The organism is Methylonatrum kenyense (assembly GCF_023195885.1).
Lineage (GTDB): Bacteria > Pseudomonadota > Gammaproteobacteria > Nitrococcales > Aquisalimonadaceae > Methylonatrum > Methylonatrum kenyense.
Genome location: NZ_JALPKO010000006.1, coordinates 57220 through 70235 on the forward strand (window position 1 = coordinate 57220; position 13016 = coordinate 70235).

Annotated in this window: 12 protein-coding genes; all 12 read left to right on the forward strand. The window is 63.0% G+C overall.

Translation table 11 applies throughout. The features are described from left to right. Nucleotides 1-38 precede the first annotated feature (38 nt). The 12 genes from uppS to M0534_RS08615 all read left to right on the forward strand — a co-directional run bounded on the left by uppS (nt 39) and on the right by M0534_RS08615 (nt 13016). A complete protein-coding gene (uppS, locus tag M0534_RS08560; protein ID WP_248568014.1) occupies nt 39-800 on the forward strand; it encodes an undecaprenyl pyrophosphate synthase in 762 nt (253 codons plus the stop codon). Then, nucleotides 793-1614 (forward strand): phosphatidate cytidylyltransferase, encoded by an 822-nt coding sequence (locus M0534_RS08565; RefSeq protein WP_248568015.1) that lies wholly within the window; start codon nt 793-795, stop codon nt 1612-1614. Before uppS ends, M0534_RS08565 begins: the two co-directional genes overlap by 8 nt. Then, on the forward strand, nt 1614-2807 hold the full coding sequence (gene ispC, locus M0534_RS08570; RefSeq protein WP_248568147.1) for a 1-deoxy-D-xylulose-5-phosphate reductoisomerase: 1194 nt from the start codon (nt 1614-1616) through the stop codon (nt 2805-2807). Before M0534_RS08565 ends, ispC begins: the two co-directional genes overlap by 1 nt. Beyond that, nucleotides 2804-4162 (forward strand): RIP metalloprotease RseP, encoded by a 1359-nt coding sequence (rseP, locus tag M0534_RS08575; RefSeq protein ID WP_248568016.1) that lies wholly within the window; start codon nt 2804-2806, stop codon nt 4160-4162. The genes ispC and rseP overlap by 4 nt, the downstream gene beginning before the upstream one ends. A gap of 95 nt (nt 4163-4257) precedes the next feature. Beyond that, nucleotides 4258-6555 (forward strand): outer membrane protein assembly factor BamA, encoded by a 2298-nt coding sequence (gene bamA / locus M0534_RS08580; RefSeq protein ID WP_248568017.1) that lies wholly within the window; start codon nt 4258-4260, stop codon nt 6553-6555. Between the two features lie 130 nt (nt 6556-6685). Beyond that, entirely contained in the window at nt 6686-7153 is a 468-nt protein-coding gene (locus M0534_RS08585) for an OmpH/Skp family outer membrane protein (protein WP_248568018.1), read from the forward strand. A gap of 65 nt (nt 7154-7218) precedes the next feature. Then, entirely contained in the window at nt 7219-8271 is a 1053-nt protein-coding gene (gene lpxD / locus M0534_RS08590) for a UDP-3-O-(3-hydroxymyristoyl)glucosamine N-acyltransferase (RefSeq protein ID WP_248568019.1), read from the forward strand. A gap of 24 nt (nt 8272-8295) precedes the next feature. Next, nucleotides 8296-8733 (forward strand): 3-hydroxyacyl-ACP dehydratase FabZ, encoded by a 438-nt coding sequence (gene fabZ, locus M0534_RS08595; protein ID WP_248568020.1) that lies wholly within the window; start codon nt 8296-8298, stop codon nt 8731-8733. After that, nucleotides 8730-9500 (forward strand): acyl-ACP--UDP-N-acetylglucosamine O-acyltransferase, encoded by a 771-nt coding sequence (gene lpxA / locus M0534_RS08600; protein ID WP_248568021.1) that lies wholly within the window; start codon nt 8730-8732, stop codon nt 9498-9500. The genes fabZ and lpxA overlap by 4 nt, the downstream gene beginning before the upstream one ends. A gap of 10 nt (nt 9501-9510) precedes the next feature. After that, a complete protein-coding gene (lpxB, locus tag M0534_RS08605; protein ID WP_248568022.1) occupies nt 9511-10701 on the forward strand; it encodes a lipid-A-disaccharide synthase in 1191 nt (396 codons plus the stop codon). Between the two features lie 165 nt (nt 10702-10866). Continuing rightward, nucleotides 10867-12162: a quaternary amine ABC transporter ATP-binding protein gene (locus M0534_RS08610; protein WP_248568023.1), complete on the forward strand. Its 1296-nt coding sequence runs from the start codon at nt 10867-10869 to the stop codon at nt 12160-12162. A 5-nt stretch (nt 12163-12167) separates the two neighbouring features. Next, complete coding sequence (locus M0534_RS08615) at nt 12168-13016, forward strand: ABC transporter permease (RefSeq protein ID WP_248568024.1); 849 nt, start codon at nt 12168-12170, stop codon at nt 13014-13016.

The window sequence follows — 13016 nt, forward strand, 5'->3', positions numbered from 1 at the left end:
CGCTGTCCTGAGTATTTGGTCGGGGGGCGCACACGCGCATGAAGGATCATCAGCCGACAGGTGAGGCCGCACGTCTGCCGCGACATATCGCCGTGGTCATGGATGGTAACGGTCGCTGGGCCGAGCAGCGGCGGATGCCCAGGACTGCCGGCCATCGTGCTGGCGTGAAGGCGGCGCGGACCCTGATCGAGAGCTGCGGCCGTCGCGGTGTCCATGCGCTGACCCTGTTCGCCTTCAGCAGTGAAAACTGGCGCCGGCCGAAGCAGGAGGTGTCGACCCTGCTGGACCTGATGTTGCGCACGCTGCGCAAGGAAGCCTCGAAGCTGCACGAGAACAACGTCCGGATTCGCGTGATCGGTGACCGGGACAGGCTTGGCGGAACCCTGTGTCACCAGATCGAGCGCGTCGAGGCGTTGACCGCGGATAACACCGGGTTGCAGCTCGTGGTGGCGGTCAGCTACGGCGGACGCTGGGACATTACCCGGGCCTGTCAACGCCTCGCATCGCGGGTGGCGGACGGAAGCCTCGATGCCGAGGATATCGACGAGGGAATGCTCAACGATGGAGTGGCTCTCGCCGGCCTGCCAGGCCCCGATCTGTTGATCCGCACCGGCGGCGAGTGCCGGCTCAGCAATTTCCTGCTCTGGCAGTTGGCCTACGCGGAACTCTATTTCACCGATGTGTTGTGGCCGGATTTCACCGAGGCGCACCTCGACCGCGCATTGACCTGGTTTGCCGGCCGCGAACGCCGATTTGGCGGCGTTCCAGCCATGCTGGACGGCACTGCCGGACGTGCTTAGTCATCGCATTGTCACCGCGCTGGTGCTGCTGCCGCCGTTCCTGGCGGCAGTTTTTCTTTTGCCGACCGCATGGTTTGCCGCGGTCATTGGCCTCGTAGTCATGCTGGGCGTGCGCGAATGGTTGCCGATGATCGGGCTGCACCGCGCTTCCGTGGTATGGGCCGTCATGGGGCTGCTGGCAGGGCTGATGGCGCTGGTGGCCGGCTCTGTCCAGGCCGGTGTGGTGACGCCGGCGGTCCTGTTGGCCGGCGCGGCATGGTGGCTTCTGGCACCGCTGCTGCTCTGGCACTACAGCCGCCACGCGGGACAGGTCCGACCAATGGGTCCCGGTGTCGGCCTGGTGGTCGGCCTGTTGTTATTGCTGCCTTCGTGGACCGCCCTGGTCTGGTTGCACGGCCAGGCTGCTGGTCCCTGGCTGGTGTTACTGTTGTTCCTGATGACCTGGATGGCCGACGTGGGTGCCTATTTCGCTGGCCGCCGTTTCGGTCGGCACCGGCTGGCGCCGGCGATCAGTCCGGGCAAAACCTGGGAAGGTTTTACCGGGGGCGTCCTGCTGGCCCTGCTGTCTGCGGTGCCCCTGTGGCACCTGGTTTCGCTGGACGCGGTGCCACTCGGATTCTTCCTGCTGCTGGTGCTGGTGGCCATCGTTTATTCAGTGGTCGGTGACCTGTTCGAAAGCATGGTCAAGCGGCGGGCCGGTCTGAAGGACAGCGGTGCGCTGCTGCCGGGCCACGGTGGGGTCCTTGATCGCATCGACAGCATCACCGCGAGTGCGACGATCTTTGCCGCCGGGTTGTTCTGGTTATGGCTGTAATGCAGCGTCGGATCACGATCCTCGGTGCCACCGGTTCCATTGGTGTAAGCACGCTGGATGTGATCGCCCGCCACCCCGAACGTTTCCGCTTGCATGCCATCACGGCGCACCGGAACCGGGATCTGCTGTTGGCCCAGTGCCTGGCGCAGCGGCCGGCATTCGCCGTGATCGAGGATTCATCGGCCGCGGAAGCGGTCCGCGAGGCGTTGCGTGCGGCGGGTTGCGACACCGTCGTCCTCTCCGGTCGGCGGGCACTGTCCGATCTGGCCGCCAGCGAAGAGTGCGACACCGTGGTTGCCGGCATTGTCGGTGCCGCTGGCCTGGAGCCGACGCTGGCTGCAGTGCGGGCCGGCAAGCGCGTGCTGCTTGCCAACAAGGAGGCCCTGGTCATGGCCGGCCCGGTATTCATGCAGGCCGTGCGTGACCATGGCGCCGAATTGCTACCGCTGGACAGTGAACACAATGCGATCTTCCAGTGTCTACCGTCGACGTTCCGCCCCGGAGAATTGATTCCGCCCGGGGTCCGGCGCATTCTTCTTACCGCATCCGGTGGTCCGTTCCGCACGCTGGATCCTGAAGCCATGGCGAGCGTTACCCCGGATCAGGCCTGTGCCCACCCGAACTGGGACATGGGGCGCAAGATTTCGGTCGATTCGGCGACGATGATGAACAAGGGCCTGGAGTTGATTGAGGCCTGCTGGCTGTTCGATGTACCCGGAACGCGGGTGGACGTGGTCGTGCATCCCCAGAGCGTTGTCCATTCCCTGGTGGATTTCGACGACGGCTCGGTGTTGGCGCAACTGGGGAACCCGGATATGCGTACGCCGATCGCCCATGCACTGGGCTTTCCGGAGCGTCTCGATGCGGGAGTGGCGCCGTTGGATCTGATGGCCATCGCGCGGCTCGATTTCGAGGCACCGGACATGCAGCGGTTTCCCTGCCTCCGGCTGGCCTATCAGGCGCTTGCCAGTGGCGGCACTGCCTGTGCCACGTTGAATGCCGCCAATGAAGTGGCCGTTGCCGCTTTCCTCAATGGCCGCATTCGCTTCAACGATATCGCCGTGCTGGTGGAGCGCTGCCTGGATCAAAGCCCGGTTCAGGCGCTGAATTCGCTTGAGGACGCCCTCGCGGCGGATGCCGGAGCGCGGCAACTGGCCGATGCCTTGCTCCCGCAACTGGAGGTCGAGACATGAGTGGTTTCGGCGTTAGCCTGTTGGCCTTCCTGGTGGCCATCGCCATTCTGGTGGCGTTCCACGAGTTCGGTCATTACTGGGTCGCGCGCCGGCTCGGGGTCAAGGTGCTGCGCTACTCGATCGGCTTCGGCAAGCCGCTTTACACCCGCATCGCCGGACCGGATCGAACCGAATACTGCATCTCCGCCATCCCATTGGGCGGTTATGTGAAGATGCTCGACGAGCGCGAGGGTCCGGTGCCGGAAGGCGAGCGCCACCGCGCCTTCAACCGGCAGTCGCTGCGGGTCCGCACGGCGATCGTGATTGCCGGGCCGGCCTTCAACTTCCTGTTTGCACTCGCCGTCTACTGGTTGATTGCGGTGGTTGGCACAACCGAGATTCGTCCGATGGTGGGCGAGGTGATTCCGGATACGGCCGCGGATCGAGCAGGGCTTGAGAGTGGCGACGAATTCGTGGCCGTCGCCGGTCGCGATACCTACAGCTGGCAGCAGGTCCTGATGGCGCTGCTTGATCGCGGCGTCCGCGGCAGCGGCGAGGTGGATGTGACGGTCGTTGGCGAGGATGGTCGTGAGCGCCAGCTAAGCCTGCAACTGGACCGTCGCGCATTGCTCGGAGAGGACCCCGACATGCTGCGGCTGATCGGCTTTGAACCCTGGCAGCCGCGGCTTGAAAGTCGGGTCGGGCAATTGATCGATGGCGGGGCGGCGGAAGAGGCCGGGCTGCGCGGCGGTGACCTGATCCTGGCCGTGGACGGTGCATCGGTTGCGGAATGGACAGCCCTGGTCGCCGTCCTGCGCGAGCATGCCGGAGAGACGGTGATGCTCAGCGCCGAACGGGACGGTGCCCGTATCGAGCGGGAGGTGCGGCTTCACGGCGCCGACAGCCAGCGCGGTGTGCTGGGTATCCGGCCGGATGTGCCCGAGGGGCTGTACGAGGACATGCAACAGACCGTACGCTATGGGCCCATCGCATCGGTCGGTGAAGCGGGCCGGGATACCTGGCAGGCCAGTGTGCTGACCGTGCAGGTGCTGTGGCGGATGGTGACCGGCGAGGCCTCGCTTCGTAACCTGAGTGGTCCGATCAACATTGCCCAGTACGCCGGAGACACTGCGTCATCGGGCGTGGTGCCATTCCTGAAATTCCTGGCCATCGTGAGTATCAGTCTGGGGATCATCAATCTGTTACCGATCCCGATCCTCGATGGTGGTCACTTGATGTACTTCCTGGTGGAGGCGGTCAGGGGAAGGCCGCCCTCGGAAAGGGCCCTGTTGATCGGCCAGCAGGTCGGTATCGTCCTGCTGCTGATGATCATGAGTCTGGCCTTTTACAACGATTTGGCGCGACTCACCGGCTGAGTCCAACGAGAATCACAGCATCCGCAGTTGCACGACGAGTAATCAGGGACGTCGTCTGAACGCGGGGACAACATGACAGGCTGACGACTGCCCCTATGCGCAAATTCATTCTAGCTACCGTCCTTGGTCTGGCGGCCAGCACCATGGCCCATGCCGAGGTCTCCGAGCCGTTCGTGGCATCCGATATTCGTGTTGAAGGTCTGCGTCGCATCTCACCCGGCACGGTGTTCAACTATCTGCCGGTCGACGTCGACGACCGTATCGATCAGCAGACGGCGGCGGACGCGATTCGCTCCCTGTACCAGACCGGTTTTTTCCAGGACGTGTCGCTGGAGCGCGATGGTGACGTGCTGGTGGTCAACGTGGTCGAGCGGCCGGCCATTGCCCGGGTGGAAATTTTCGGTAATGACAATATCCCCAGCGACCCGCTTAACGAGGCGCTGCGGGACATCGGCCTTTCGGAAGGCGAAACCTTCAACCGCTCGTTGCTGGAGAATCTGGAGCGCGAACTGGAGCGGCAGTATTTCGGTCGCGGCCATTACAACGTCAACATTTCCAGCACGGTCTCGCCGCTGGCACGCAACCGGGTCGGCATCCGCATCGATATCGACGAGGGCGACATCGCGCGGATCCAGGAAATCAATTTCGTCGGTAACGAGTCATTCAGTGACCGGGAACTCAACCGCTTGTTCGATCTGGGGCCCAAGCCCTGGTATGTGCCGTTTTCCCGGCGTGATCGCTATTCGCGGGAAAGCCTTGGCGGCGATCTCGAAACCCTGCGCAGTCATTATCTGAACCGCGGCTATGCGGATTTCTCCATCAGCTCGACCCAGGTTGCGCTGACCCCCGACCGCAGCGGCATTTACATCACGGTCAACATCTCGGAAGGTCCCCAGTACGAGATTGGCGAGGTTCGCCTCGCCGGTGATTACATCGTGTCCGAAGACGAGTTGCGTGAGTTGATCGATATCCAGGAAGGCCAGGTGTTTTCCGATGCCGACATCACGGCCGGGTCCAATGCGGTGCGTGATCGTCTGGGCGTCGAGGGCTATGCCTTCGCCAACGTCAATGCCGTGCCCGAGGTCGACCGTGAGAACCGGCGCGTCAATCTGACCTATTTCGTTGACCCGGGCCAGCGGGCGTATGTGCGCCGGGTCAACATTTCCGGGAATTTCCGCACCGACGACGAGGTGATCCGGCGGGAAATCCGGCAAATGGAGGGCGGCTGGTACAGCAGTGAACGCGTCGAACTCTCGCGCACCCGCTTGAACCGTTTGGGCTTTTTCGACCGTGTCGACGTTGAGACGCCCCAGGTGCCCGGTGAAACCGACCAGGTGGATGTGAACTTCAATGTCGAGGAAGGCCTGTCCGGCAGCCTGCAGGCAGGTATCGGCTACGGCAGCGGGCAGGGTGTCCTGCTGAACTTCTCGGTGGCTCAGGACAACGTGCTGGGTACCGGGGACCGTGCAGTAATCGCAGCCAACAACAGCCGGTTTGCGCGGCTGTACCAGTTGACCTACACCGAGCGCTACCACACGGTGGACGGCGTGTCCCGGTCGTTCTCGGGCCTTTACCGGGAAACAGATTTTGCGCGCCAGCGACTGTCCGATTTCAATCTGCGCACCGGTGCGCTGCAGGTCGGCTTCGGTGTGCCGCTGAACGAGGAAGACGAGGTCCGGGTGGACTTCGGCATCGAGGACATCGCGCTCCGGATTCGTGACGATGACGACACGCCGCAACGCCTGCGCGACTTCGAGGATGATTTCGGCAACAACTATTTCAACTACACGGTAGGCCTGAGCTGGAACCGGATCACCACGGATCGGATGATCTTCCCGAGCCGGGGTGGCAGCCAGACCCTGGGCGCCGAGGCCACCACCCCGGGCAGCGACCTGCAGTACTACAAGCTGAACTACCGCAATCGCCGCTTCCTGCCGATCACCGAAACCAGCTCGCTGTCCCTGCTTGGCCGGGTGAGTTACGGCGAGGGCTACGGCAATACCAGTGAGCTGCCATTCTTCGAGAATTACTTCACCGGCGGTATCGGTTCGGTGCGTGGTTACCGGATCAGCTCCCTGGGTCCACGCTACCCGGAGAACGACCGCCCGGCCGGCGGCAATTTCCGCCTCAACGCGAGCATCGAGTATTTCTTCATGCTGCCGTTCATGGACACACCATCGGTGCGGTTCTCGACCTTCGTCGATGGTGGCCAGGTCTACGACCTGCGTGCGGACAGCTCGATTGATTTCAATGAGGTGCGCTACTCGGCCGGTGTCGGGTTCACCTGGAATTCGCCGCTGGGCGCGTTGACAATGAGTTGGGCCAACCCGTTAAATAACAAGAGCGGAGACGATATCGATCGCTTCCAGTTCACGCTTGGCTCCTTCTTCTAGGCCCGTTTCGCGGACGCTTATGGACCCTGACCGGCGACATCGTGAGACGTGCCTCACAATCGCGCGTTGCTTGAAGGCGACGACTCGATTCTCGGTCCTCGCTTTGGTAGTTGTTGGTCTGCTGTCTTCAGTGAGCGCCGCTGCGGAGAGTCGCATCGGCTTCGTCAACGCCGCCCGTGTCTCTGCCGAGGCGCCCCAGGCCGAGGAGGCCCGCGCCAGCCTGGAGCGCGAGTTCTCGCCGCGTGACCGGGAGATTGCAGAGGAGCAATCGGAGATCCGGCGCCTGGAGGAACAACTCTCCAGGGATGGGGCGCTGATGGATGAAGAGGAACAACGCCGGCTACAGCGCGATGTCGTTGCCCGCAAGCGGGAACTGCGACAGGCGCAGGAGGAGTTCCGCGAAGACTTCAACCTGCGCCGCAACGAGGAACTGGGACGCCTGCAACGGCGCATCGTCGATACCATCAATGACCTGGCCGAAGAGCGGGGGTTTGATCTGATTGTCAGTGAAGGCGTCATTTTCGCCAGTGACAAGGTGGACCTCACGGAAGACGTTCTGGAAAGGCTGCGACAGGACCTGGATGAGTCCGGATCCTGACGGGGCATCGGTCGTGCGCGTCAACGACTTCAGAAGTTGCGATACGGACATAGCGAGGAGAACGCGTGGCGCAGACCACACTCGAAGGATTGGCGAATGCCCTGGGGCTGACATTCCGTGGCGATGGCTCGGTCATCGTGGATCATGTCGCTTCATTGGGGGACGCGGATCCCCGGTCCCTGAGTTTTCTCGCTGATCCGAAGCACCGCAAGCACCTGGAACAGACACGTGCCGGGATCGTCGTTTTGCATCCCGACATGGCGGATTCAAGTCCGGTGCCGGTGCTGCTTTCAAAGAATCCGCACTATGCGTTCGCACGCGCCGCGTCCATCGTGCATCCGCCGCCGGACGGTGATGGCCAGGTGCATCCAACAGCCTGGGTTCATCCCGAAGCCCGTCTGGGCAGAAACGTCAGTATCGGCCCCCATGCCTCGGTGGATGCCGGTTGCCGGCTGGCGGATGATGTCATCGTCGGGCCCGGGTCGATTCTGGGTAAAGGCGTGCAGGTCGGGCGTGGCAGTCGGCTGGTTGCCCGGGTTACGGTTTGGGACGGCTGCATCATCGGTCAGCGTTGCCTGCTGCATCCGGGAGCGGTGATCGGCGCGGACGGCTTTGGCTATGCCAACGACGAGGGCCGCTGGAGCAAGGTACCGCAGGTCGGCGTGGTGCGCCTCGGCAATGATGTCGATGTGGGCTGCAATACCACGATTGACCGAGGCGCGATTGGTGACACGCTGATCGGCAATGGGGTCAAGCTGGATAATCTGGTCCAGATCGGGCACAACGTTGAAATCGGGGAACACACCATTGTGGTTGCCTGCTCCGGCATCGCCGGCAGCACACGTATCGGGCGCCACTGCGCCATTGGTGGCGCTGTTGGTATGGCAGGACATATCAGTATTGCCGACGGTGTCCAGATTACCGGGATGACGCAGGTCACCAAGAGCCTTAACGAGCCGGGCCTTTATTCCTCGGGTACCGGTGTGGAACCCAACCGTCAATGGCGGCGGAATGCGGCGCGCTTCCATCAACTGGATGCCATGGCCAAGCGACTCAGGCAACTGGAACAGCAGCTGGCGGCACGGGGTGACGAGCAGAGGGATTCATCCGAATCCTGAGTCGGAACAACAAGAAGCGAATTCATGGATATTCAACAGATCCTCAACCATCTCCCGCATCGGTATCCGTTCCTGCTGGTTGATCGGGTGGTGGAATCCAACCCCGGCGAGTCCCTGGCCGCGATCAAGAACGTCACGATCAACGAGCCATTCTTCCAGGGCCATTTTCCGATCCGGCCGGTGATGCCCGGGGTGCTGATTCTCGAAGCCATGGCCCAGGCCTGCGGACTACTGGCCTTCGCCACCGAAGGTGAGGCTCCCGGCAGCACCATCTTTTACCTGGTGGGAGTGGATAACGCACGGTTCAAGCGTCCCGTCGAACCGGGTGACCAGGTTCGTCTGGAAAGCCGGATCGCCCGCCGCCGGCGGGGAATCTGGGTATTCGATGCCCGCGCCTCGGTCGATGGGCAGTTGGTTGCCGAGGCTGAAATCATGTGCACGATGCGGGATGTGGCGGCTTGATCCATCCAACCGCTATTATCGATCCGGCTGCGAGTCTTGCCGACGATGTCTCCGTTGGTCCGTTCACGATCATCGGTCCGGACGTCGAGATCGCCTCGGGTACGACCATTGGCCCGCACGTGACGTTGCGGGGACCGACGCGGATAGGCCGCCAGAATCGTATCTTCCAGTACGCCTCGATCGGCGACGAGCCCCAGGACAAGAAGTTCAAGGGTGAAAAAACCGGTCTGGAGATCGGGGATCGCAATACCATCCGCGAATTCGTGACCATCAATCGCGGCACCGTGCAGGACCGTGGGCTGACCAGCATCGGCAACGATAACTGGATCATGGCCTATGTCCACGTCGCGCACGATTGCGTGATCGGCGACCGCACGGTGTTTGCCAACGGCTCATCGCTGGCGGGGCACGTGCTGGTGGGTGATGATGCCATCCTTGGCGGCTTCAGCCTGGTGCACCAGTTCTGCAATATCGGCGCCCATGCCTTCACCGCCATGGGCAGTACGATCAAGCAGGATGTACCGCCGTTCATTACCGTTTCCGGAAATCCTGCCGTGCCCCACGGGGTCAACGCCGAGGGGCTGCGCCGCCGCGGTTTCGAACCGCCGGATATCCAGATCCTGCGCCGTGCGTACCGGACGCTTTATAAATCCGGATTGCGTCTCGAGCAGGCGATCGACGAGATTCAGCCATTGGCCAGGGACTGCGCTGCCGTCGGCGAACTGCTGGAGTTCATCGCGTCGGCAAAGCGCGGCCTCGTTCGCTAGGGCAGGCCGCATGCCTCCTGACCCCGCATCCGGTAAGGCACTCGCCGATTCCCGGTCGCTGCACATCGGTATCGTCGCCGGGGAGTTGTCGGGTGACCTGCTCGGCGCGGGTCTCATGCGCGAGCTCCGCCAGTTGTTTCCGAATGCCCGGTTCGAGGGTATCGGTGGCGATCGGATGCTGGCCGAAGGCATGCACAGCCACTACCCGCTGGAGTCGCTATCAGTGATGGGCCTGCTGGAGGTGTTGCGCCACCTGCCGCGCCTGCTCGGGATCCGCCGCTGGCTGCGGCGGCATTTCCTCGCCGACCCCCCGGACCTGTTCATCGGTATCGACGCCCCTGACTTCAACCTGGGCCTGGAGCGCAGTCTGCGTGCGGCGGGGATTCCGACGGTCCACTATGTCAGCCCGACGGTCTGGGCCTGGCGGCAGGGCCGCGTCCGGACCATCCGTCGCTCGGTGGACTTGATGCTCAGCATCTTTCCGTTCGAGGCTGAATTCTTCCGCAGGCATGATGTGCCGGTGACATTTGTCGGGCATCCGCTGGCCGACGAGATCCCGCTGCAACCGGATCGCGAGGCCGCGCGGAACGCAATGGATCTGCCGCCGTCACCGGCATTGATAACGGCCCTGCTGCCGGGTAGCCGGATGAGTGAGGTATCGCTACTCGGTCCGGTGTTTCTCGACACCGTGGAATGGCTTGGCGCCCGCCGCGACGATATCCGGTTCATCGTGCCCTGTGCTACGCCGCGAATCCGCGTTTATCTGGAAGGTCTGCTGCAAGAACACGCCGCCGACCTGCCGGTCACGCTCTACGATGGCAGGGCGCGGGACTGCATGACCGCGGCGAATGCCGTGCTTGTGGCCTCGGGGACCGCGACGCTGGAAACCCTGTTGCACCAACGGCCGATGGTCGTAGCCTACAAGGTAACGCCGGTGACCGGCTGGCTCGCCAGGCGGCTGATCAAGGTGCCGTTCATCGCCATGCCCAACCTGATAGCTGGTGAACGCCTGGTGGACGAATTCGCGCAGGAGCAGGCCACCGTCGCCAACCTGGGCCCGGCCATGCTTGCCCTGCTCGATGATCGCAGCCAGCGGGAGGAACTCATCACGCGTTTCCGCGCCCTGCACGCGATGATGAAACAGGATGCCAACCGACAGGCTGCACTTGCCGTGGCGCGGCTGCTGGAGCAGCGCGGATGAGCCAGATTGAAATGTGGGTGACGGCGGCTGAGTTCCGCTTTCCTGACCAGAGTTTCTTCAGGGATTCTGCGCTGCCCTTGTTTGCCAAGCTTCAGATCCATCACCTACCATTTAAACGGTGTCCGTTGCTGCGGACGCGATCCCACAGCTACAGGGTCTGCACGCTTGCGTAGGATCAAGGTACGCAATCTCACCAAGATATTCGGCGAATACCCTGACCAGGGCCTCAAGATGCTCCGCAAGGGCCTTTCCGGGGAGGAGATCCACGAGCGCACCGGGATGACGGTGGGGCTGGACGATGTCTCCTTCGACGTGGACGAGGGCGAGATCCTGGTGATCATGGGCCTGTCCGGTAGCGGCAAATCCACTCTGATCCGTTGTGTCAATCGGCTCATCGAGTCCACCGCCGGTATCGTCGAGGTGGATGGCGAAGACATCCTCCAGTTCAGCGCCGAGAAGCTGTTTGAGCTGCGGCGGCGTAAGTTCGGCATGGTGTTCCAGAATTTCGCCCTGCTGCCCAACCGCACGATCCTCGACAATGTGGGCTTCGGGCTGGAGATCCGCGGTGTGGCTGAGGAAGTACGGGTGGCGGAGGCCCGCAAGGCGCTCGAGCTCGTTGGCCTGAAGGGCTGGGAGGAGGCGTATCCCAGACAACTGTCCGGCGGAATGCAGCAACGCGTGGGGCTGGCCCGTGCGTTGGCGGTGGATCCGGACATCTTGCTCATGGACGAGGCCTTCAGTGCACTGGACCCCCTCATCCGGCGGGATATGCAGGATGAACTGCTCGATCTGCAGTCGCGGATGCACAAGACCATCCTGTTCGTCACCCACGACCTGGACGAGGCGCTGAAGCTCGGTGACCGGATCGTCTTGATGAAATCCGGGGCGGTGGTTCAGATCGGTACCCCCGAGGAGATCCTCAGCCACCCGGCCTCGCGCTACGTCCAGCGTTTCGTCGAGGATGTGGACAAATCCCAGGTGCTCACCGCCGGGAGCGTCATGGGTAAGATCAGGGCAGTGGCCTTTGAGACCGATGGCCCGCGCACGGCGTTGCATAAGATGCGCGAGGAGAGCTTCTACAGCGTATTCGTCACCTCGCGGGACTTCCGGGTCAAGGGCGTGGTCTGGGCCGATGACTGCGACGCGGCGATCAAGCGGGGTGACAAGAATCTTGCGTATATCCTCGATACCGACTTCCACAAGGTGCGCGAGGATGCCCCCCTGGCGGAATTGATTGCCCGGTTGGCAGGGAGTCGTATACCCCTGGCAGTCGTGGATGAAAAGGAAAAGCTGCTGGGTACCGTGGTCAAGAGCAACGTGCTTTCCGCATTGGCCGAGACGCAGCAGGGCGACGTGCTGCCAGAACACCCGGGCCACGGCGGGGAGGAGAGCACAGACGGAGCGGGTGCGGCCGATGGTGCGGAGGCCACGGACACCGGCGGGAAGCGGCAAAAGGGGTAGGTATCGTGAGTCAGGAGTTTCCAATCATCGGCAAAATCCCGTTGGCCGAGTGGATCGATACCGGCCTGGACTGGTTGACCGACCGCTTCGCCCTGGTGACCCGTGCCATCAGTCGCTTCGTGGGCGAGGGTGTGGACCTGGCGGTTGGGCTGTTGACCTACCCCCCACCCTGGGTGGTCATCCTGGCGCTGGCCGCGCTGGCCTGGCTGCTGGCGGGACGGCGCGTGGCCATCGGCAGCGCCGCCGGGCTGGCCCTGCTGTGGAACCTCCAGCTCTGGGGGGCCACGATGGAGACACTCACGTTGGTGTTGTTCGCCACCACCGTGGCGGTGGCCATCGGACTGCCCATCGGCATCCTGGGCGGGTTGTCCGGCCGCGCGCACCGGGTCATGACGCCGATGCTCGACTTCATGCAGACCATGCCCGCCTTCGTCTACCTGATCCCAGCGGTGCCCTTTTTTGGCCTGGGGCCGGTATCGGCCATGTTTGCCACGGTCATCTTTTCCATGCCACCGGCGATTCGCCTGACTACACTGGGTATACGGCAGGTACCCGCTGAACTTGTAGAGGCCGCGGATGCCTTCGGCGCGACGCGTTCGCAAAAGCTATTCAAGGTGCAGTTGCCGCTGGCCGTGCCCACTATCATGGCGGGCATCAATCAGACCATCATGCTTGCACTGTCGATGGTGGTCATCGCCGCCATGATCGGAGCCGGCGGGCTGGGCGGCGAGGTCTGGCGCGCCATTCAGCGTCTGCAGTCGGGAAACGGGTTCGAGGCGGGTATCGCCATCGTCATCCTGGCCATGATTCTCGACCGCATCACGCAGAAAATCGGTCAACGTCGCCAAACCTAA